Consider the following 22022-nt stretch of genomic DNA (forward strand, 5'->3'; position numbering starts at 1 on the left):
CGTCGGGGCGCGCTGGGGTTGAGGTCGCGAGTCGTGGCAGGTAGGTGGTGGTTGACCGGCGCTTGGGGGTGAGTCTCGACACACGTGCGGGTGCGGCGGCGCGGGCAAGCCATCCGTGGCGGTGTGGGGCAAAGGCACCCGCGGCGGGTGTGGTGGAAGGTATCTGCGGCGGGTGTGGGGGCAAGGTATCCGTGGTGGGTGTGGTGGAAGGTATCTGCGGCGGGTGTGGGGGCAAGGTATCCGTGGTGGTGCGGGTAAGGCGTTCGTGGCGGTGGGTGGTGCGGTCCTATGGGGCGATGTCAACCCGCGCCGAAACGCCGACATGAGCCGCCAGCGGCGGGCCGACCCCGAAGTGCCCGCAGGAAAAGCCACGAAGTGCCCGCAGCGAAGGCCTTCGTAGGGCCCGTAGAGAGGGCCCCAAAGGGCCCGCAGAGACGGCCTCCGAAGGGCTCCTGGGAAAGCCCGAGGAGGTCCGGAGGGAGGAAGCTCGAAGAGGTCCGCCGAAAGTAGCCCGAGGAGGTTCGGGGGAAGAAGCCCGAGGAGGTTCGGGGAAGAAGCTCGAAGAGGCTTGGCGGAAGGAAACTCGAAGGACCCCGCCCGAAGAAATCCAAGAGCGCCCGCGAAGAAGAAGCCCGGAGGAACCAGAAGGGAAGAAGTCCGAGGGGGGTGGGTTAGGGGAGGTGGCGTTCGAGGGATTCGAGTTTGGAGGTCATGCCGTCCGTAACGCCCTCCCGGATGTCGGCCTTGAGCACCACGCTCACCCTGGGTGCGACCTCAGCCACCGCGTCCACCGCGCGCTTGACGACGTCCATGACCTCGTCCCAGTCACCCTCGATCGTGGTGAACATGGCGTCCGTGCGGTTCGGCAGCCCGCTGTCGCGGACGACCTTGACGGCCCGGGCGACCGGCTCCGCGACCCCTTCACCCACGCCCAGCGGGGTGATGGAGAATGCGACGATCATCGGTGTGCCTCCCTGCAGTGACCGGCCTGGCAGTCACCGATCTTAGCCGCGAGGGGCGAAGAGCCACGGCGTCGGGTGAACGCCGTGGCCGCCGCTGACCGTTACGCGTGGTCGTGGTCGTGTTCTTCCTCGTCCTCGCTGGGACCGTCGGACGGCTCCACGCCCAGCACGGCCTCGCGGGGCTCGATGTCGTTGATGTGCTCGACGAGCTGCAGGACGTGGTCGGGCTCGATGAGCCACTGCAGCGCCGAGGCGCCGCTGTCGTCGTCGCTGACCAGGTCGGCCTGCTCGGTGCGCTCCTCGTCGGTGAGGTCGGCGTCCGGGTGCCGGATCTCGGCGAGTGCCGCGGCCTGCAGCGCGTTCACGTCGAGCACCTCGACGGTCAGTTCGACCGTCAGGCGCAGGTATTTCGGTTCATCGCTCATGGCAGACGATGCTAGGGCAGCTTCCACTCCACCGGCGTCGCGCCTTGCTGGACGAGCAGCTCATTCGCGCGACTGAACGGCCGGGAGCCGAAGAATCCGCTACGGGCGGACAGCGGGGAGGGGTGCGCGGACTCGATGCGCGGGACGTCCCCGAGCATGGGGGCCAGGTTGCGCGCGTCGCGGCCCCACAGGATGGCGACCATGGGCTTGTCGCGCGCCACCAGCGCGCGGATGGCCTGCTCGGTGACCTCTTCCCAGCCCTTGCCGCGGTGCGAGGCGGGCTTGCCCGGCATGACGGTCAGGACCCGGTTGAGCAGCAGGACGCCCTGCTCGGCCCACGGGGTGAGGTCGCCGTTGGCGGGACGCGGGAGGCCGAGGTCGGTCTCCATCTCCTTGTAGATGTTGAGCAGGCTGCCCGGCAGCGGGCGCACCTCCACGGCCACCGAGAAGGACAGGCCTATCGGGTGCCCGGGGGTCGGGTACGGGTCCTGCCCCACGATCAGCACCTTGACCTCGTCAAAGGGCTGGTTGAACGCGCGCAGCACGTGGCCGCCCGCGGGGAGGTACTGCCTGCCTTCGGCGATTTCCTTACGCAGGAACTCGCCCATCTGGGAGATCCGCTCGGTAACGGGCTCAAGCGCGTTGGCCCATCCGGCTTCGACTACTTCGTTCAGAGGACGACCGGCCATGGCCGTTGAGCTTATCTAGGTCTGGTACGGCTTGCGTGCGAAACCGGCACGCAAGCCGTACCGGAATGATCACAACGACGGCTTGCCCGGCTGGAACAGCCAGGCGTCGAACAGCGCGTCGAGCTGCCTGCCCGACACCCGTTCCGACAGGGCGACGAACGCAGCGGTGTCGGCGTTGCCGTACTTGTGCTCGCTGGCCCAGGCTCGCAGGATCGCGAAGAACGTGGCGTCGCCGAGCGAACGGCGCAGCACGTGCAGGGTCATCGCGCCGCGGTCGTAGACCGGGTCGTGGAAGAGCGCGGCGGGGCCGCCGGGGTCTGCGGTGGGCGTCTGCCAGAAGTCGTCGTCGGCGGGGACGGCGTAGGCGGTGGCGAAGGAGTCCTGGATCGGGCGGGTGCCCAGTTCGTCCTGCCAGAGCCATTCGCCGTAGGTGGCGAAGCCCTCGTTGAGCCAGATGTCCTGCCACCGGGTCGGGGTCACCGAGTTGCCGAACCACTGGTGCGCCAGTTCGTGGGCGAGCAGCCGCTCGCTGGGCACCACGGGATAGATCGGGCGGGTCTGGGTCTCCAGCGCGTAGCCGACGTTCGGCTCGTGGTCCACGATCCCGCCCGTGGACGAGAACGGATACGGCCCGAACAGCGAGCCGAAGTAGTCGAGCACGGGGGCGTGGCGGGCGGCGAAGTCAGCCGCCTTGCCGGCCAGCTTGGGATCGACCGCGGTGATCACCCGGAATCCGCCGAGCATGGCGTCGCCGAGCTGGAACTTCCCGATCGACACGGTGGTCAGGTAACTGGCCATCGGCTCCTTGGCGTCCCAGACGAAGGTGGCGCGGTCGCCGCCGGACGTCCGCGACACCAGGTCGCCGTTGGCCACCGCGACCCGGGTGCTGGGCACGGTCACCGCGAACCGGTAGGTGGCCTTGTCGGTCATGTGGTGGTTGCCGGGGTACCAGGTCATCGCGCCCTGCGGCTCGTTGGCGTTGTACACGCCGTCGCTGGTGCGGATCCAGCCGTCGCGCGAGCCGTCCGGGTCCAGGACGTGGGTGGGCCTGCCGTCGTACCTGACGACGACGGTGAAGGCGGCGCCTGAGTCGAGCGCGGCGGCGGGGGTGACGACCAGTTCCGCGCCGCTCTGCGCGAAGCGCGCGGCGGCGCCGTTCACGGTCACCGAGCGGACCGTCAGGGTGTCGACCAGGTCGAGGTTCAGGCGGCTGAGCGCCTGGGTGGCCGTGGCGGAGATCGTCGCCACGCCGGTGAGGTGGTTGGAGCTCGGGCTGTAGTCGAGTGCGAGGTCGTAGTGGCCGGTGTCGTAGCCACCGTTCCCCTGTCCGGGGAAGTACGGGTCGCCCGCGCCGGGAGCGCCGGGCGCGCCCGTCACGGCGACGGCGGCCGGGCCGGCCAGGGGGACGGAGATGAAGGCTGCTGCGGCGAGGGCGAGAAGACGCTTCATACCGGAGCTTCGATCCCGCCGTAAATCCCGTTACGGGCGGGCGCCCACCGGGGCGCCCGCCCGCTCGCCTACTTCACCGAGCCGGCCATCATGCCCTGGACGAAGTACCGCTGGAACGCGAAGAACAGCACCAACGGGATGATCAGCGACAGGAAGGCCCCGGACGAGAGGATGTCCATGTTCGACCCGAACTGCCGCATCTGCGACTGAAGTGCCTTCGTCATCGGCTGGTTGTCGGTGTCGGCGAAGACCAGCGCGATGAGCATGTCGTTCCACACCCACAGGAACTGGAAGATGCCCAGCGACGCGATCGCCGGCTTGCCCAGCGGGAACACCACGGACGCGAAGATCTTCCACTCCGAGGCCCCGTCCATCCGCGCCGCCTCCAGCAGCGAGGCCGGGATGCCGACGAAGAAGTTCCGCAGCAGGAAGATGGCGAACGGCAACCCGAACGCCACGTGGAACAGCACCACCCCGGGGATCGTGCCGAAGATCCCGACCCCGCCGTAGATGACCGCGACCGGGATCAGCGCGATCTGGATCGGCACGATCAGCAGCCCGACCACGATGAGGAAGCCCACGTCACGGCCGCGGAACTCCATCCAGGCGAACGCGTACGCGGCCATCGCGCCGATCCCGATCACCAGGACCGTGGTCGGCACCGTGATGAACACCGTGTTCCAGAACGACGCGGTGAACCCGCTGGCCAGCAGGTTCTGGTAGTTCTCCAGGGTGAGCTGGGCGGGCTCGGTGAAGACCGTCCACCAGCCCTCGGCGGCGTTGACCTCCGGGGAGCGCAGCGAGACGACCATCAGGCCGAGGGTCGGCACCAGCCAGAACAGGCCGAGCACGATCATCACGACCTGGACGGCCCCGCCGCCCACCTTGTCGACGATCTTGCTCGCCAGGCTCCGGCGCGGGGCGCCCGCCTCCAGCCCGGGCCCGGCCTCGGCCGTCGCGGTGGTCATGACGCCTCCCTGCCGGAGGTCGCGACCGAGGCGTCGAATCTCGTGCCGGTCACGTGTTCTCCCTCCTGAACCTGCGAATGTTCATGATCATGAAGGGGAGGACCAGAATGAGCAGGAAGATGGCCAGGGCACTGCCCAGCCCCTGGTTGTTCCCGCCACCGAACGACACGCGCCACATCTCCAGCGCGATCACGTTCGCCTCCGGCTGGGCCGACGGCGGCGCGATGATGAAGACCAGGTCGAACACCTTCAGCGTATTGATGATCATCGTGACGAAGACGACCAGCAGCACCGGCGACAGCAGCGGCACGGTGATCTTGCGGAACACCTGCCACTCGGTGGCCCCGTCGATGCGGGCCGCCTCCAGCGCGTCGCGCGGGATCGCCGCCAGCCCGGCCGCGAGCAGCACCATCGCGAACCCGGCCCACACCCACACGAACGCGCCGATGATCGCCGGCGTGATGAGCGTGTTGCCCAGCCAGGTCAGCCCGTTGAACGGGGCCTGGAAGTTGGCCTGCGGCAGCCGGACCGTGTAGGCGCCGGCGGGCAGGTTCTCGAAGTGGAACGAGCCGTTGTCCGCCGTCGTCGTGGTGGCCGCCACCCGGCCGTCCTTGACCGCCTCGACGGTCATCCCTGGCAGGCCCTTCTCGCTGGGGTCGAGCGCGTTGTTGCGCCCGCCGCCGCCCGCCGTGAAGTCGAACCAGACCGTCCCCGACACGCCGGTGCCACCCGCGGGGGCGGCGGCCGGCTGGGCGGCGGCCGGCATGGACGCCGGCTTGATGCCCACGATCGGGATCAGCACCGGCTGTCCCGCCTGCGCGGGCTGCTTGGTGACGACCCCGCCCTGCTCGGCGGCGACCGGTGAGTCGTCGCCGCCGCGCGGACGGGCGTCCGGGTAGCCCTGGGAGGAGGAGAACGTGTCGCGCACCGTGGTCAGGACCGCGTTGGCCAGGCCCTTGCTCGGGTCCTCCTCGTACACGAGCCGGAAGATCACGCCGGCCGCCATCAGCGAGACGGCCATCGGCATGAACACGATGAGCTTGAACGCCGTCGCCCACTTGATCCGCTCGGTGAGCACCGCGAAGATCAGGCCCAGCGTGGTGATCACCAGCGGCGCCACCGCCACCCAGATGAGGTTGTTGCGGATCGTCTTGAACGTGCCGGAGTCGGTGAAGATCGTGGCGTAGTTCCCGAGTCCGGCGAATCCGGAGCCGCTGGCGTCGAACAGGCTTCGGAAGATCGAGTAGACGATCGGATAGACCACCCAGACGCCCAGCAGCAGCGCCGCCGGGAGGATGAAGGCGATGGCGACCTTGGGCGATGGGCCGAGGCGTCGTTTCGTGCGGGGGGTGTCAGCCGGTCCGGAGGAGGCCCCGCCCGTGACGATCTCGGGCGGGTCCTGCGGGCCGTTCAACCGTTCGGTCACGGCCTTACCTCTTACTTCCAGGCCTTCTTGGCCTCGTCTTCGAGCTTGGTCTGGGCGCCCTTGATGTCGGACGGGTTGCGCAGGAAGTCCTGCAGCACCTTCCACTCGCCCTTGCCGTCGGTGCCGCCGAACGCGCTGGGCGCCAGGTCGGACATGTCGTAGCGGACGGCGTCACCGGCCGAGATGATCGTCTGCCCGAGCGCCTTGGTCAGCGGGTCGGGGTAGTTGTCGGGGGAGACGTTCTTGTTCGGCGACAGGTAACCGGGCAGCTTGGCCCAGATCTGGCCGCCTTCCTGCGAGGCCAGGAACTGCAGCAGCGCCATGGCGCCAGGCGAGTCCTTCATGGCCACCGCGACGTCGCCGCCGAGCACGACCGGGGCGGTGTCACCGGCCTTCGGGAACGGGAAGTACTTGGCCTCCTCGCCCACCTTGGCGCCCGCCTGGACGGCGGAGACGGCCACGAAGTCGGCCTCGATGACCATGGCGGCCTTGTCCTGGCCGTAGACCTGGGTCACGCAGTCGGGGAAGACGGTCTGCAGCGCGCCGTCGGCGACGAACTCCTTCTTGCCGGTGATCTGGGCGATCTTCTCCAGCGCGGTGGTCACGGTGGGGTCGGTCCAGGGGATCTCGTGCTTGGAGAGCTTGTCGTAGTTCTCCGGGCCGGCCGTGGACAGGTAGACGTTCTCGAAGAGGTCGGTCAGCGTCCAGCCGGAGCCGCCGCAGAAGGCGAACGGCGGGGTGCCGGAGTCGGCGATGGTCTGGGAGGCCTTGATCAGCTCGTCCCAGTTGGTCGGCGGCTGCACGCCCGCGTCCTCGAACGCCTGCGACCGGTACCAGATCAGCGACTTGTGCGCCGCCTTGATCAGCACGCCGTACGGCTGGCCGTCGGCCGAGCCGAGCTCCTTCCAGTACGGCGTGTAGTTGGCGTCGATCTCCTTGGTGACCTCGGGGGTCAGCGGCTTGAGCGCGTTCTGCTTGGCGTACTGCTGCACGAGGCCGGGCTGGGGCAGGATGGCCACGTCCGGCGGGTTGTTGCCCTGGATGCGCGGGCCCAGGTAGGCGCCGGTGTCTTCACCGGTGGAGGCATAGGTGACCTGGGCGCCGGTCTTGTCGGTGAAGGCCTTGAGCACCTGCTCGAAGTTCTTCTGCTCCTCGCCCGTCCACTTGGCGGCCACCTCGATCTTGGTGCCTTCGAGGGTCTTGCCGCCTCCCGTGGTGGCCGCGGGGGCGGATCCCGACGGCTGGGGCTGCGTGTTCGTCGGCGCGTTGCCGCAGGCGGCGACGGCTACCGCGAGCCCGGCCAGTATCGCTGCTGCTCTGGCGTTTCGCATGGCTGCCTCACTGGGTTGCGATGATCTCTTCGAGTTCGGACTTCATCGAGGCCGCGGCGTCTCCGGCGGACGCGGCGGTCGGATCGGCCAGCGCCTTGGCGACCGCGTCGGCGATCACCAGGCTGAGCTGGTTGTAGTTGGCGCTCACCGGCCGTGCCCTGGCGGCGAGGATGCTCTCCTTGAGCACGGGCAGGTAGGGGAAGCGCTTGATCAGTTCGGGGTCGTCGTACAGTTCGGTCCAGACCGGCGGGAACGAGCCCTCGGTCAGGACCCTGCGCTCGTTCTCCAGGCTGGTGAAGTAGCGGATGAACTTCTGCGCGGTGTGCTGGTGCTTGGAGTAGGCGCTGATGGCCAGGTTGGCCCCGCCCAGCGCGCTGGAGCCGGGGCCGTCGAGCCCGGGCAGCCTGGTCACCGCGACCTTGTCGCCGAGCTCTGCCTTGGCCGGGCCGTAGGCGTGCGGCCAGTTGCGGGCGAAGGCCAGGCGGCCCTCCTGGAAGGCCAGGCGTGACTCCTCCTCCTTGAAGCTCAGCGCGTTGCCGGGGATCCAGCCTTCGCGCAGGCCCTGGAAGAGGAAGTCGAACGCGACAGCACCCTTGGCGGGATCGAGGGTCACCTCCGCGCCGTCGGGGCTGAGTATCTGCCCGCCCGCCGACTGCACGGCCTCGGAGAAGTTGACGGTCAAACCTTCGTAGGCCAGGAACTGGCCGGCGTAACCATCGATGTCATGCTTTTTCGTGACTTCTCGGGCTATCTCGCGGAGTTCCGCCCAGGTCTTGGGCGGCTTCTCCATGAGGTCGGTCCGGTAGTACAGCAGGCCGGCGTTGCTCGTGTACGGGACGGCCCAGAGCTTGCCCTTGTAGACAGCCGTCTCCACGACCGGCGGCAGGAACCTGTCCAGCGGGAACAACCCGCGTTCCAGGGGGATGATCCAGCCGTTCTCCGCGAACTCGGCGGTCCACACCACGTCCAGGCCCAGCACGTCGTACCGGCTGCTCCGGGCCTGGAGGTTGGCCACCATCTGAGCGCGTTGCTCGTCGGCGGCCTCGGGCAGTTCGAGCAGCGTCACCTTCTCGGCCGGGTGGGCCTGGTTCCAGCGGTCCAGCAAGGGTTGCAGGTACGCCGTGGTGTCGCGCCCGGTGGCGAAGGTGATCGGCCCGGTGCCACTCGAGCCGTCCTCGCCCCCGCCTGGATCACCCGCCGCCGCGCAACCGGCGGCCAGGAACGCCGCCAGGACGAGCGGAAGCGTGCGAAACACTCTGTTCCCTCCACGTTCGGAGTCTTTTACATACGTGTTAGGTAGATGCATTCATGTTATGCACAGAGGTAATCTGGCGGTCAACGGATAAGCGCGTAACGCATGCGTAACACGGGCGGGGAGGTGAGGCGTGCGGCTTCACCTGCTGGCGCTCCTGGCCAAGGAGCCGGCTCACGGCTACGAGCTCAAACAGGCCTTGGAGCAGACCTTCGGCAGTGCCTACCCCTCGCCGAACATCGGCCAGATCTACGTCACGTTAGGCAGGCTGGAGAAGGACGGCCTGGTCCGGGCGGTCGACGTGGAGCAGTCCAACCGGCCGAACAAGAAGGTCTACTACCTGACCGCGGCCGGCCGCGACGTGCTCCACACCTGGGTCGACGAGCCCACCGAGGGCCCCAGGGTGCGCGACGAGTTCTTCATGAAGCTCGTCCTCGCCCCGCTCACCGGCATCGCCGACCGGATGGCGCTGATCAGCCGGCAGCGCCGGCACTACCTTTCGCTCATGAGCGATCTCAACGATCTCCTGTCCCGCACGCCGCCGGGCGACCGCGTGGCGATGCTGCTCATCGAAGGCGCCATGCTGCACTTGCAGGCCGACCTCGACTGGCTGGAGCGGTGTCAGGAGGATCTGGCATGACCGACCCCGTGCTCAAGACGGTCAACCTGGTCAAGATCTACTCCGGCGGCGCGGTGCCCGTGCCCGCCGTCCGGGGGGTGGATCTGCAGGTCGAGCCGGGTGAGTTCGTCGCGATCATGGGACCGTCCGGCTCGGGCAAGTCCACGCTGGTGCACATGCTGGGCGGGCTCGAGACCCGTACGAGCGGGGAGATCTGGCTCGACGGCAAGCGCGCCGACACGCTGTCCGAGAGCGCCTGGGCGGTGCTGCGGCGCAAGAAGGTCGGGTTCGTCTTCCAGTTCTTCAACCTGGTCGCCAACATGACCGTGGCCGACAACGTGGAACTGCCCGCGCTGCTGGCCGGGGCCTCGCCCAAGGTCGCCCACGAGCGCAGGGAGAGCCTGCTCGGCGCGCTCAACCTGACCGAGCGCGCCGACGCCTCGCCGGCCCAGCTCTCCGGCGGCGAGCAGCAGCGGGTGGCGCTGGCCAGGGCGCTGGCCAACCAGCCCAGCGTGCTGCTGGCCGACGAGCCCACCGGCAACCTCGACAGCCGCAACACCCGAGACGTGCTGCGCCTGCTCAGCGAGGTGCACAAGGAGGGGCAGACGATCGTCATGGTCACCCACGACGCCCGGGTGGCGAGCCTGGCCGACCGGCTGGTGTCCCTGTTCGACGGCGAGATCGTGGACGACGGCCGCATCGCGCGCCGCCGTACCCGTACCGCGGGCGAGGTCATCGACCTGCGATGAGCGGACAGCGGTGATCGACTCATGAGCACAGCCCGGGCGGGGAGCCGCTGGATCAGGGCCGACCTGCGGGCCAGGAAGGGCCAGGCGGCGCTGACCGTGCTGGCCGTGGCCGGCATCGTGGCCGCCCTGATCACCGCGGTCACGCTGCTCGAAGACGGCACGAACCCGTGGCGCGGCCTGTTCGCCCAGACCGAGGGCGCCCACGTCTGGGTGCACACCGACTCCAGCCCGCAGGGCGTGCTCGGCGGCATCGACGGGGTGGCCGGCATCGCGGGCCCGTACCGGTCGGCGCCCGTCACGGTCGTCCGCGAGGGCAAGAAGGACCCGGCCTCGCTGCGCGCCCTGCCCGCCGAACCGCCCCGCGTGGCGCGCCCGGTCGTGACCCAGGGCACCTGGCTGGACGTGGCCCGCCCCGACGGGGTGGTGGTCGAACGCTCGTACGCGGCCGCGCTGCGGCTGGGCATCGGCGCGCCGTTCACCGTCATCGCGCTCAGCGGCGAGCGCCACACCCTCTACGTGCGCGGCATCGCCGACACCGCCGAGCAGGGCTTCTACCCGGAGTGGACGCCAGGCCTGGCCTGGGTGCTGCCGGGCACGCTCGACACGATCGAGCCCATGCTGGGCCGCAGCGAGTGGGTGACCGGGCTGCGGCTGTCCGACGCCGAGGCCACCCAGGTCGTCTCGCAGCGCGCGGTCGTCATGCTGGAGGACACCCTGCAGCGCGCCTACACCTGGCGCGAGGTGCGGGCCGCGATGGAGCTGGACAACCGGCTGCTGGGCACGCTGCTGGCGCTGTTCGGCATGGTCGGGCTGGTGGCCGCGGCGCTCGCGCTGGCCAACGCGGCCGGCGGCCGGGTGCTCGGCCAGTTGCGCGACCTGGCCACGCTCAAGTCCATGGGCTTCACCGGGGGCCAGGTGGCGCTGCTGCTGCTGGTCGAGCACGGCGCGCTCGGCCTGCTCGGCATCGCGCTCGGCACGCTGTCCGGCTGGGCGGTGATGGTCGCGGTGATGGGCACCACGTCGGTCGCGCCGATCCCGGTGCTGGCCATCGTCGCCGGCACCGCGCTGGTCGTGCTGGCCGCCGTCGGCGTGCCCGCCTGGCGCGGCGGCCGCACCCCGCCGATCCCGGCCGCGCCCGCCGCGCCGCCGCGCGGGCACCTGTCACGGCTGGCCAGACTGGCCCTCCTGGTACGCCTGCCGCCCGCGCTCGTCCTGGGCACCAGAGACGCCTTCACCCGGCGCGTGCCCGCGTTCCTGACCGCGTTCGGGCTGGCCGTGCCGATGATGATGATCACGATCGGGCTCGGCGTCTGGGCCACGCTGGACAACTTCCTCAGCCATCCCGAGCAGGTCGGGCAGCACGCCTCGCTGTACGTCCGGCCGGGCAAGCTCGAATCGGCCGCGGCCAAGGCCCTGTCGGAGCGCGACAGGGACGTGGCCGCCGTCTACCCGGGCACCGACGTGAACGCCCTGGCCCCGGGCGCGGCCCGATCGGTACGCGTGCGGGCGCTGGGCACCTCGATCCAGCCGTACCCGTTCCCGGTCGTCGAGGGCCGCATGTACACCCAGCCGGGCGAGGCCGTGGCCGGGCAGGGCCTGCTCGACCTGCTCGGGCTCAAGATCGGCGACCGGGTCAGGCTGACCGTGGGCGGCACGCCGCTGATCGTCAGGATCGTCGGCCGCGCGGTCGAGCCCGACCTGGACGGCGAGGTGCTCTCGGTCGGGCTGGACAGCCTGGCCGCCAAGGACTCCGTGCCGCCCGAGTTCTACGCGCTGGCGCTGCGGCCCGGCGCCGACCCCGGCGAGGTGCGGGGCCGGCTGATGGCGGACTCACAGGAGGGCCTGGACGTGCAGGTCGCGGTGAACCCGGCGGACCGGCTGTCGATCATCCGGGTGGTGATCGTGGCGCTGATCGTCGTGCTGGCCCTGCTGGGCCTGGCGAACCTGCTCACCGCCAGCGCGCTCGGCCTGCGCGACCACGCCTTCGACCTGGCCGTGCTGAAGGCCATGGGGCTCACGCCGCGCCAGGTGATGGCCACGCTGGTGACCGGCACCGGGCTGCTGGTGGTGCTGGGTGTCGCGGTGGGTACGGCGGCCGGCGCGTCGGTGGTGACCGGGCTGATCGACCTGCAGGGTCACACGAGCGGGGTGGGCGCCGGGATCGGCCGTCCGCCCTCGCCGCTGACCCTGACGGTCGCGGTGCTGATCGCCGTGGGCGCGGCCCTCGCGGTGGCGCTCATACCCGCCCGCCGCGCGGCCCGCGCCCAGGTGCCCGTCACGTCACGCTGACGGCCTTGCGCGGCTTGTCCTCCTGCTTGAGCTGGAACCAGTAGAAGCCGTGGCCGGGCAGCGTCAGCAGGTACGGCAGCTCGCCGATGGGCGGGAAGTGCACCCCGCCGCGCGCCTCGACCGGCGTCATGCCCTCGAACCTGCGCAGGTCCAGCTCCACCGGCTGCGGGTACTTCGACAGGTTGTTCACGCACAGCATGACGTCGTCGTTGTCCTCGCGCACGTACGTCAGCACGCACGGGTTCGACGACCACATCTCGGTGTACGCGCCCACCCCGAACACCGGGTGGTTACGGCGGATCTCCAGCATCCGGCGGGTGAAGTGCAGCAGCGAGCCCGGGTGGGCCTGCTGGGCCTCCACGTTGACCGCCTGGTAGCCGAAGATCGGGTCCATCACCGCGGGCAGGTAGAGCCGGCCGGGGTCGGCCGAGGAGAACCCGGCGTTGCGGTCCGGGCTCCACTGCATCGGCGTGCGGACCGAGTCGCGGTCCTCCAGCCAGATGTTGTCGCCCATGCCGATCTCGTCGCCGTAGTAGATGATCGGCGAGCCAGGCAGGCTCAGCAGCAGCGCGGTGAACAGCTCGATCAGGTCGCGGTCGTTGTCCAGCAGCGGCGCGAGCCGGCGGCGGATGCCCAGGTAGGCCCGCATCCGCGGGTCCTTGGCGTACTCGTTGTGCATGTAGTCGCGCTCTTCCTCGGTCACCGTCTCGAGCGTCAGCTCGTCGTGGTTGCGGAGGAAGATGCCCCACTGCGCGTGCTCGGGCAGCTTCGGCGTGCGCGACATGATCTCGGAGATCGGCTCGCGGGTCTCCTTCTTGACCGCCATGTAGATGCGTGGCATCAGCGGGAAGTGGAAGGCCATGTGGCACTCGTCGCCGCCGGTGGTCGGGTCGCCGAAGTACTCCACCACGTCTTCGGGCCAGCCGTTCGCCTCGGCCAGCAGCACCCGGTCGGGGTAGAGCCGGTCGACCTCGGCGCGGATCTTCTTCAGGTACGCGTGCGTCTCCGGCAGCCCGGAGCACGCCGTGCCCTCCCGCTCGAACAGGTACGGCACCGCGTCGAGACGGAAGCCGTCGATGCCCAGGTCCAGCCAGAACCGCAGGACCTCCAGCATCGCCTCCTGCACGGCCGGGTTGTCGTAGTTCAGGTCCGGCTGGTGATGGAAGAAGCGGTGCCAGTAGTACTGCTTGCGCACCGGGTCGTAGGTCCAGTTGGACTCCTCGGCGCCGATGAAGATGATCGGCGCGTCGGGATAGCCGCCCGGGTGGTCGGACCACACGTAGAAGTCGCCGTAGGGCCCCTCGGGGTCGTGCCGCGAGGCCTGGAACCACGGATGCCTGTCACTGGTGTGGTTCATCACCAGGTCCGTGATGATCCGCAGGCCCCGTTCGTGCGCCGACTCGATGAGCTGCACGAAGTCTCCGAGATCCCCGAAGTCCGGCAGGATCTTCATGTAGTCGGAGATGTCGTAGCCGCCGTCGCGCAGCGGCGACTCGTACAGCGGCAGCAGCCACAGGCAGTCGACGCCGAGCCAGTCGAGGTACCCGAGCTTCTCGATGAGCCCGCGAAGATCTCCGGTGCCGTCCCCGTTGGAGTCCTTGAACCCCCGGACGAGCACCTCGTAGAACACCGCCCTCTTGTACCAGGCTGGATCTTCCGAGACGAACGCCTCAGAGATCGGCTCCGGCGATGGGGATGCGTTGATCATATGTCGCTCACAGGAAGAGATGTGGGCAGGACGAAGTCACCGGTTGCCCCGGCGTTGTTATCTGGTGACCGCGCCGCCTGGAGTCGTCATCCCTGCGAACTCCATGCCCTCGAACGAGACCGGATTTGTGATCCGGTGCCCGCTTGTGCGGCGCTTACGGGCCGAACACTACCAGCCCGTTGGCTTTCCGGAACCCGCTTGTGCTGTGCGAGCTGTAATACCCGCGAGATCGCTATGTAATCGTCCTGTTACCGAGAGTTCACGAGAAAGGCGTGGACAGATCCGTCAGATCGTTTTCGAAGTCGCTCAGCCACAGCCCGAACAGAACGAGCCCGCGAACCCAGAAACGGTCGTTCCAGCCGTTGAACCTCGTCAGCGCGTCGGGACCGCCCGCGACCACCTCGTGCAGCTCGTCCGACAGCAGCCCGGGCACCCGCCGGGCGACCACGTCGAGCATCCGGTAGGAGTAACCGCGCGCCGGCGCGGCCGTCGAGCGCAGCGGCACCCGCTGCAGCGGCTGCTTGATCACGTTCGTCGACGGCAGCGCCGCCACCCGCGGGTTGGCCGCGTGCAGCACCTCGCGGTAGAAGCGGCCCTTGTCCTTGCGCGCCACCCCCACCGACAGCGCCGCGTCGAAGAAGTCGGGGTGGATGAACGGCGCCGCGAACGACGCCTCGGGGCCCACCAGGTTCACCGCCGACCGCGCGATGCCCCGCACGGTACGCGTGTGCAGCACCGACAGCGGCAGCTCGGCCCGGTGCCCGTGCAACATCGAGGTGGCCGCGGCGAACTGCTCGCGCACGGTCTCCTCCATCCACTGCAGCGCGGCCTTGGACAGGAACGGCTGCGAAGGCGCGCCCAGCGACAGCGAGCCCAGCACCGCGGCCGAGCGCTCGGCCTGCGTGGTGGCCTCCAGCGCGGCGCCGCTGACCATGAAGTTCTTCAGCAGCGGTCCGCCGGCCAGCCCGTCGACCAGCATCCGGCCCGCCTGGTGCACCTCCTTGGCGAAGGGCGCGTACCAGGCGTGGTGCGGCGTCAGGTATTCGAGCCTGCGCGCCACCTCGCGGGCGTCGTCGGGATAGGCGGCCGGGTCCTGCGTGATCACCCGGTGCTGGATGCCCAGCTCCCTGGTGATCGCCCTGGCGAACGCGATGTCGGTGTCGGTGCCGTCGTCGGGGCTGGTCGTCCACGACTCGACGTCGGCGCCGCGGGCCCTGGCCACACTGGCCAGCAGCCGTGAGTCGTAGCCGCCGCTGACCGGGACGAGCAGCTTGCGCCCGTCGTAGTCCTTGTACACCTCGTGCAGCAGTTCGACGATCTCGCCCGCGCTCGTCCACGCCTCGTACGGCTCGGTGCGCAGCCAGCGCGGCAGCCGCCGCTCGGTGGCCAGCCGGCCCTGCGCGAACACCAGCGCGCTCGACCCCGGCAGCCGCCTGACCTCCTGGTACGGAGTCGCCTCGCCCAGCGGGAACGTGACCTGCAGGATCGAGGCCCACGCCGCCCAGTCGATCGCGATCGGCACCAGCGACAGCAGCGGCTGGATCAGCGAGGAGAAGTAGACCGCCTCGCCGACGCGCACGTAATAGACGTCGACCAGCCCCAGCGCGCCGGTGTGGAGCGTGACACGCTCGCCGTCGCCGATGAGACCAGGGGTCTCGTAGGTCTCGGCGACGGTGATCCACTCATCGGCCGCCGGCGGCCTGCGCTCACCCCAGGCGAACGCGAACGCGCCGTCCGCACGGTGGTACGGCGGCAGCGGCGACGAGCTGAACAGCGCCGCCTCGGCCGTTTGCAAGGCCGGACGCACTCGGGGACCCGCCGCCGTCAGCTTGCCGAGCAAGACGGTGTCGATCCGGCCGAGAGCGCCGCAGACGTAGGGCCGCACGTTGAACTGCACCCGGATCTCATCCCTTCGAGACGCTTCCTGCAAAAAGAGTATCCTTTGCGAGCTGAGAGAGCGGAGGTCCTGAGAGTGAGCCATGTGCTTTCGCTCGTCAGGGCCGCGGAGGAGGCCCGGTGAGCACTGAGCTGGAAAGCACGCGGCGGGCGCTGCGCGATGCCGTCGCGCAGGCGGAGCGCGCGGCCGAACTGGCCAGGCTGCTCGACGCCGCGCAGACGCGGCTCGCGGCGGCCGAGCAGAACGCCGACGAGGTCAGGTCGCTGGCCGAGCAGTTGACCGAGACGGAAGAGCGGCTGGAGGTCGAGCGGGCCGCGGCCGAGAAGCTGCGCAAGGAACTGGCCGAGCAGCGCTACCAGGCCGAGGTCGCCAACTGGAAGCTGTCGTCCATCAGGGTGGCGCGCTGGAACCGGCTGGGCGACGCGATCAAGAGCGGCAAGAGCAACCCGGTGCGGCTGGCCCGCGGGCTCAAGGGCGCGGCCAAGCCGGTCAAGCGGCCCAGCGCGCCCAAGCGCAAGCCGGTGACGCCCGCCAAGGCCGGCGACGAGCGTCCCGGGGCCGCGTTCCAGGCCACCACCTCCGTCAGGACGCTGAACGGCGCCTCGTTCAAGCTCAAGCCCTTCCGGGTGCCGACCGGGCCCAACACCCGCCCGCACCTGACCGCAGCGGTCATCGCCGACCCGCACGCCGAGGCGCTGCTGCGCTACGAGTGGCGGCAGACAACCGGGTTCACGCCGCGCGACTTCGCCCGCGTGCTGCCGAACGAGGTGCCGCACCTGCTCGTGGTCGAGTCCGTGACGCAGGGGCCGTGGGCCGAGGAGATCGCCGGCCGGCCCGGCGAGGGGCTCAAGGACCTGCTGGCCTGGTGCGCCGAGCGCGGCATCCGCACCGTCTTCTGGCACACCCAGGGCGCGGTGGCCGACTACGCGGCCGCGGCCGAGCTGTTCGAGCACCGCTTCAGCGTCGAGCCCGTCCCCGGCTGGGGGCGGCTGCAGTTCGGGATCCAGCCGCGCGTGCACAACCCGCTGCCGCTGGCCGGCGGACGTGTCCCGCAGGTGCTCACGCTGGAGCAGCTCCTGCCCGGCCACCTGACCTACCCCGACGTGCTCACCTCCTACCGCTGGCCGGCCGCCGCCGACTGCCCGCCGGGCACCCCGCAGTGGCGGCTGGCCGAGATCGCCGCCTGCGGCACCTCCATCGGCGACGAGCCCGACTCCCGCCGCGCCCACGTGGCGCTGCGCCGCGCCTACAACAGCGGCACCATGACCGAGCGGATCGACGAGATGCTGGAGGCCATCGGCCTGCCCAGCGCCCGCGCCACGCTGAACGTGTCGGTGCTGCTGCCCATACTCGACGCCACGCTCATGGAACACGCCCTGGCCCAGGTGGCCAAGCAGTCCGGGGTGTCCCAGGTGATCGTCTTCGGGCCGCCGGCCGCCGAGCTGCGGGCCAAGGAGGTGCTGCCGGACGTCGAGGTGGTCTTCCGCCACCCGTACCCGGACATGACCGCGGGCGCGATGCTCAACCACGGCCTCGACCTGTGCGAGTCGGACCTGGTGGCGGTGATGGACCCGCGCGACGTCTACGGCGCCCACTACCTGACCGACCTGCGCCGGGCGTTCCTGTTCAGCACCGCCGACATCGTCGGCAAGGCCGCCTTCTACGCCCACCTGCGCAAGCCGCAGGCCACGCTGCTCAAGCAGCCGGAGGCCGAATACTCGTACCTGCCCGAGATCGCCGGCGGCACGCTGCTGGCCCGGCGCAACACGCTGCGCGAGATCGGCTTCGCCGACCTGAGCGACGGCTGGGACGAGGTCATGATGCGGCAGTGCCGTACGGACGGGATCAAGGTCTTCTCCGCCGACCGGTTCGGTTACGTACGGGTGCGGCAGGAGGACCGGTGGCTGCTGGGCGCGGCGCAGCTGGTGGAGTACGGATCGGCGGAGCCGCACGCGCTGATCTGAGTCCCCGCCGGGATTTCCGTCATCGCGGGCTTCGACCGGGGAGCGAAGTGAGGGAGATCGGCAAGGCACGCTTCGAGAACGAGAAGGTGCTCGGCTCCGGCCACTCGTACGAGGGGCTGACGCTGACCGGCTGCACGTTCGCGCAGTGCGCCTTCTCGCAGCTCGAAGACCCCGGCTACGGCCTGGTGGTACGCGCCGCGACGCTCACACGGTGCACCGTTCGGCGGTGCACCGTGCACGGGGCGCGCCTGGAGGACACGGTGATCGACAGGCTCACCACGTCCGGCGCGCTGCGGCTGGAGGCGTGCGTGTTCAACCGGGTCACCGTGCTGGGCAGGGCGGGCTCGGTGATGCTCATGCCGCCCAGGTTCACGCTCCCCGCCGAGCGGCGGGCCGCCTTCGACGCGGGCGCGCTGGAGTTCTACCGCGGCGTCGACTGGGCGCTGGACATCAGGGCGGCCGAGTTCGGCAGCGCGGACCTGTACTGGCTGCCCGGGGCGCTGGTCCGGCGCGACCCGGCCACGCAGTTCCTGTTGTGGCGCGAGGCGTTCGAGGGCGTCGACCTCGGCGGGTTCCCCGGCTTCGCGCGGATCGCCGCCGGCCGCTTCGAGTCGACGCCGTTCGACTCGATGGTCGCGATCGCGCCCAAGCGGTCGGAGAAGTACGCCGAGCGGCTGGCCGGCCTGGAATTCCTGCGCCGGCGCGGGCTGGCGGAATAGCGCGGCCGGGGATCGGCGGCACCGGCGTTAGGGTCGTGTCACGTGACGGTTCGAAAGCTCGCCGACGCCCTGGGCGAACCACCCGTGCCCGACGGCGACTGGGCGGAGCGGGCCGTCTTCACTTCCACGGCGGCCCTGCGCGGGCGGCTGGACCCGCACGACCTGGCCGAGCGGGTACGCCGGATCCCGGGCGTGGCCGGGGTGGAGGTCACCGGGCCGGGATTCCTGCGGATCGCGGTGTCCGTGCCCGGCGACGTGATCGACCGGCTCGAACCGGTCGAGATCCCGCCGCCCGGCTGGCCCGACTTCCCGCGTACGTGGGAGAACCCGGGGTTCGTGGTCCGCTACGGTCACGCGCGGGCGTGCTGGGTCGAGCGGTGGGCGGGGGAGCTCGGGGTGCCCGTGTCGGGGTTCAGGCCCGAGCTGCTGGACGACCCGTGGGACCGGCGGGTGCTCCGAGTGCTGGCCGAGCTGCCCGGCCGGTCGATCAGCCGCGACCCGTCGTGGGAGACGTACCTGCTGCGGCTGGCGCTGGCCTATCACGACGCGTTCGAACGGGCGCCGGCGGTTCCCCGGGGGGACGAGACGGCCACGGCGCTGCACACGGCCAGGGTCCGGCTGGCGCGGGCGGTCGCCGGGGTGCTCCACGGGCCAGAAAGATTGTGATGATTCGCAAAATATCCGGCCAAACAGCGAAAAATCGTAAAAAATTCTCTTGGAACGCTTGATCGTGTCTCGATACGTGGGCAGCGGGTCATGGGGTGGTGGCTGTTCCGATAGCCTCGATCGGGTGAGTCGATTCGTCCATCCCGCCGGGGACAGGCACGCCGAGATGCTGCCCCACGAGCGCCCCCCGCTGGCGCCCGCCGACCTCAACCGGATCAACCCCGCGATCTGGCCACGAACGTCGAGCCGGACCGATGGCACGCTCACGATCGGCGGTGTGGACGTGCGCGACGTGGCCCGCGACCACGGCACGCCACTCTACGTCTACGACGAGGACGACGTGCGCTCGCGCATGCGCGACTTCGCCACCGCCTTCCAGGGCTCCGACGTCCACTACGCGGGCAAGGCGTTCCTGTGCAAGGAGATCGTCCGCTGGCTCATGGACGAGGGCCTGGGCCTCGACGTCGCCAGCGGCGGCGAGCTGGCCGTGGCGCTGAGCGTGGGCTTCCCGCCCGAGCGCATCACGCTGCACGGCAACAACAAGTCCGCCGCCGAGCTGACCAGGGCGCTCGAAGCCGGCGTCGGCCACATCGTGATCGACTCCTTCGAGGAGATCGCCAGGCTCGGCCACCTCGCCGAGCAGCACGGCAAGCGGCCCCGGGTGATGATCCGGGTGACCACCGGCGTCGAGGCGCACACGCACGAGTTCATCGCCACCGCGCACGACGACCAGAAGTTCGGCCTGTCGCTCAACGCCGGCGCCGCCGCCGAGGCCGTGCGCCGCATCCTCGCGCTGCCGCAGCTCGAACTCGTCGGCCTGCACTCGCACATCGGCTCCCAGATCGTCGACACCGCCGGGTTCGAGGTGGCCGCGCGCCGCCTCGCCGCGCTGCTCGTCTCGATCAAGGACGAGCACGGCGTCGTCCTGCCCGAGCTCGACCTGGGCGGCGGCTACGGCATCGCCTACGTCGAGGGCGACGAGACCCCCGACATCAAGGAACTGGCCGACGGCCTGCGCGAGATCGTGGCCAAGGTCTGCACCGACGCCGGCCTGCCCGTCCCGCGCCTGACCATCGAGCCCGGGCGCAGCATCGTCGGCACCGGCGGCATCACGCTGTACGAGGTCGGCACCGTCAAGGACGTCGAGGGCCTGCGCACGTACGTGAGCATCGACGGCGGCATGAGCGACAACATCCGCACCGCGCTCTACGGCGCCGAGTACACCGTGGTGCTGGCCAGCCGGGAGAGCACCGCCGAACCCATGCTCAGCCGCGTCGTCGGCAAGCACTGCGAGAGCGGCGACATCATCGTCCGCGACTGCTACCTGCCGGCCGACCTGGCGCCCGGCGACCTGATCGCGGTGGCCGCGACCGGCGCGTACTGCCGTTCGCTGGCCAGCAACTACAACTACCTGCCCAGGCCCGCCGTGGTCGCCGTCGCAGGCGGCGCATCCCGCGTGATCGTGCAGGGCGAGACCGAGGACGACCTGATGAGGGGGCAGCTGTGAAACCGCTGAAAGTGGCACTTCTGGGCTGCGGAGTCGTCGGCTCCCAGGTCATCAGGCTCATGCACGAGCAGGCCGGCGACCTCGCCGCCCGCATCGGCGCGCCGCTGGAGCTGGCCGGGGTGGCCGTGCGGCGGCTCGGCCGCAAGCGTGACATCGACGTCGACCCGGCGCTGCTGACCACCGACGCCGAGTCCCTGGTCACCCGCGACGACGTCGACATCGTGGTCGAGGTCATCGGCGGCATCGAGCCGGCCCGCACGCTGATCGTCGCCGCGCTCGGCAAGGGCAAGTCGGTCGTCACCGCCAACAAGGCGCTGCTCGCCGAGGACGGCGCCGCGCTCTACGAGGCGGCCCGGGCCGGCAACGGCGACCTGTACTTCGAGGCCAGCGTGGCCGGGGCCATCCCGCTGCTGCGCCCGCTGCGCGAGTCGCTGGCCGGCGACCACGTCAAGCGGGTGCTGGGCATTGTGAACGGCACCACCAACTACATCCTCGACAAGATGGACACCACCGGCGCGTCCTTCACCGACGCACTGGAAGAGGCCCAGGCGCTCGGCTACGCCGAGGCCGACCCGACCGCCGACGTCGAGGGCTTCGACGCCGCCGCCAAGGCCGCCATCCTGGCCGGGCTCTCCTTCCACAGCCGCGTCACGGCCGCCGAGGTGCACCGCGAGGGCATCACCGAGATCACCGCCACGGACGTCGCCTCGGCCAAGGCCATGGGATACGTCATCAAGCTGCTGGCCATCTGCGCCCGCTCCGACGACGGCCGCTCGTTCGGCGTCCGCGTGCACCCGGCGATGATCCCCCGTACCCACCCGCTGGCCGGGGTGCGCGAGGCGTACAACGCGGTGTTCGTGGAGGCGGAGTCGGCCGGTCAGCTCATGTTCTACGGCAAGGGCGCCGGCGGCGCGCCGACGGCCTCGGCCGTGCTCGGCGACATGGTCGCGGTGGCACGCAACCGCCTGGCCGGCACCCGCGGCCCCGACGAGTCCACCTACGCCGACCTGCCCGCCCACCCGATGGGCGAGACGGTCACCCGCTGCCACGTGGCGCTCGACGTCGCCGACAAGCCGGGCGTGCTGGCCCGGGTGGCGGAGCTGTTCGCCAAGCACGACGTCTCGATCCAGACGGTACGGCAGGAGGGGCACGGCGACGACGCCCAGCTCGTCATCGTCACCCACCGGGCCACGGACGCGGCGCTCTCGGCCACCATGACGGAACTGCGTGACCTGGACATCGTCCGGGCGGTGGCCAGCGTGATGCGCGTCGAGGGCGACGACTGACGGGGCCTCACGGCATGGGCCTCGCTTCGCTCGGGCTGCGTTCCCTGAGGCTCCGCCACTGGTGCGAGGGGCTCCGCCCCCTGTCTCTGATACACATCTGACGCTTCCGACGATCG

General features: G+C 70.2%; 18 protein-coding genes. 8 read left to right on the forward strand and 10 right to left on the reverse strand.

The window, feature by feature from the left end; genetic code table 11:
- Nucleotides 1-671: 671 nt before the first annotated feature.
- The 8 genes from HII36_RS41205 to HII36_RS41240 form a co-directional block, all read right to left on the reverse strand.
- A complete protein-coding gene (locus tag HII36_RS41205) occupies nucleotides 672-962 on the reverse strand; it encodes an MTH1187 family thiamine-binding protein (protein ID WP_173528778.1) in 291 nt (96 codons plus the stop codon).
- A 101-nt stretch (nucleotides 963-1063) separates the two neighbouring features.
- Nucleotides 1064-1387, reverse strand: coding sequence for a hypothetical protein (locus HII36_RS41210; RefSeq protein WP_173528779.1), 324 nt, complete (start codon nucleotides 1385-1387; stop codon nucleotides 1064-1066).
- Between the two features lie 11 nt (nucleotides 1388-1398).
- Nucleotides 1399-2076, reverse strand: a complete 678-nt coding sequence (locus HII36_RS41215; protein ID WP_173528780.1) for a uracil-DNA glycosylase — start codon at nucleotides 2074-2076, stop codon at nucleotides 1399-1401.
- A gap of 69 nt (nucleotides 2077-2145) precedes the next feature.
- A complete protein-coding gene (locus HII36_RS41220; protein WP_173528781.1) occupies nucleotides 2146-3525 on the reverse strand; it encodes a M1 family metallopeptidase in 1380 nt (459 codons plus the stop codon).
- Between the two features lie 68 nt (nucleotides 3526-3593).
- Nucleotides 3594-4493, reverse strand: a complete 900-nt coding sequence (locus tag HII36_RS41225; RefSeq protein ID WP_173528782.1) for a carbohydrate ABC transporter permease — start codon at nucleotides 4491-4493, stop codon at nucleotides 3594-3596.
- A gap of 49 nt (nucleotides 4494-4542) precedes the next feature.
- A complete protein-coding gene (locus tag HII36_RS41230) occupies nucleotides 4543-5919 on the reverse strand; it encodes an ABC transporter permease (RefSeq protein ID WP_173528783.1) in 1377 nt (458 codons plus the stop codon).
- An 11-nt stretch (nucleotides 5920-5930) separates the two neighbouring features.
- A complete protein-coding gene (locus HII36_RS41235) occupies nucleotides 5931-7250 on the reverse strand; it encodes an ABC transporter substrate-binding protein (protein ID WP_173528784.1) in 1320 nt (439 codons plus the stop codon).
- A 7-nt stretch (nucleotides 7251-7257) separates the two neighbouring features.
- Nucleotides 7258-8505 (reverse strand): ABC transporter substrate-binding protein, encoded by a 1248-nt coding sequence (locus HII36_RS41240; RefSeq protein WP_328808127.1) that lies wholly within the window; start codon nucleotides 8503-8505, stop codon nucleotides 7258-7260.
- A gap of 130 nt (nucleotides 8506-8635) precedes the next feature.
- Between HII36_RS41240 and HII36_RS41245 the strand changes: the two genes are divergently transcribed.
- Genes HII36_RS41245 through HII36_RS41255 form a run of 3 tightly spaced genes read left to right on the forward strand, consistent with a single transcriptional unit; the run spans nucleotide 8636 to nucleotide 12159 of the window.
- Complete coding sequence (locus HII36_RS41245; protein ID WP_173528786.1) at nucleotides 8636-9142, forward strand: PadR family transcriptional regulator; 507 nt, start codon at nucleotides 8636-8638, stop codon at nucleotides 9140-9142.
- The gene (locus tag HII36_RS41250) at nucleotides 9139-9870 is read left to right on the forward strand and encodes an ABC transporter ATP-binding protein (RefSeq protein WP_173528787.1); all 732 of its coding nucleotides are present in this window, start codon (nucleotides 9139-9141) and stop codon (nucleotides 9868-9870) included. The genes HII36_RS41245 and HII36_RS41250 overlap by 4 nt, the downstream gene beginning before the upstream one ends.
- Before the next feature lie 21 nt (nucleotides 9871-9891).
- Nucleotides 9892-12159: an ABC transporter permease gene (locus tag HII36_RS41255; RefSeq protein ID WP_173528788.1), complete on the forward strand. Its 2268-nt coding sequence runs from the start codon at nucleotides 9892-9894 to the stop codon at nucleotides 12157-12159.
- Here the strand turns inward: HII36_RS41255 and treS are convergent.
- On the reverse strand, nucleotides 12146-13867 hold the full coding sequence (gene treS, locus HII36_RS41260) for a maltose alpha-D-glucosyltransferase (protein ID WP_173528789.1): 1722 nt from the start codon (nucleotides 13865-13867) through the stop codon (nucleotides 12146-12148). The genes HII36_RS41255 and treS overlap by 14 nt on opposite strands.
- A gap of 259 nt (nucleotides 13868-14126) precedes the next feature.
- Entirely contained in the window at nucleotides 14127-15764 is a 1638-nt protein-coding gene (locus HII36_RS41265; RefSeq protein ID WP_173528790.1) for an asparagine synthase-related protein, read from the reverse strand.
- Nucleotides 15765-15883: 119 nt separating this feature from the next.
- Here HII36_RS41265 and HII36_RS41270 point away from each other — a divergent pair, with 119 nt between their 5' ends.
- The 5 genes from HII36_RS41270 to HII36_RS41290 all read left to right on the forward strand — a co-directional run bounded on the left by HII36_RS41270 (nucleotide 15884) and on the right by HII36_RS41290 (nucleotide 21906).
- On the forward strand, nucleotides 15884-17728 hold the full coding sequence (locus HII36_RS41270) for a hypothetical protein (RefSeq protein ID WP_173528791.1): 1845 nt from the start codon (nucleotides 15884-15886) through the stop codon (nucleotides 17726-17728).
- Between the two features lie 47 nt (nucleotides 17729-17775).
- The gene (locus tag HII36_RS41275; protein ID WP_173528792.1) at nucleotides 17776-18447 is read left to right on the forward strand and encodes a hypothetical protein; all 672 of its coding nucleotides are present in this window, start codon (nucleotides 17776-17778) and stop codon (nucleotides 18445-18447) included.
- A 42-nt stretch (nucleotides 18448-18489) separates the two neighbouring features.
- Complete coding sequence (locus tag HII36_RS41280) at nucleotides 18490-19113, forward strand: anticodon-binding protein (protein ID WP_173528793.1); 624 nt, start codon at nucleotides 18490-18492, stop codon at nucleotides 19111-19113.
- Nucleotides 19114-19237: 124 nt separating this feature from the next.
- Nucleotides 19238-20620 (forward strand): diaminopimelate decarboxylase, encoded by a 1383-nt coding sequence (lysA, locus tag HII36_RS41285; RefSeq protein ID WP_173528794.1) that lies wholly within the window; start codon nucleotides 19238-19240, stop codon nucleotides 20618-20620.
- Nucleotides 20617-21906, forward strand: coding sequence for a homoserine dehydrogenase (locus HII36_RS41290; RefSeq protein ID WP_328808128.1), 1290 nt, complete (start codon nucleotides 20617-20619; stop codon nucleotides 21904-21906). The genes lysA and HII36_RS41290 overlap by 4 nt, the downstream gene beginning before the upstream one ends.
- Nucleotides 21907-22022: the final 116 nt, after the last annotated feature.

Origin of the sequence: Nonomuraea antri, assembly GCF_013283785.1 — a bacterium.
Lineage (GTDB): Bacteria > Actinomycetota > Actinomycetes > Streptosporangiales > Streptosporangiaceae > Nonomuraea > Nonomuraea antri.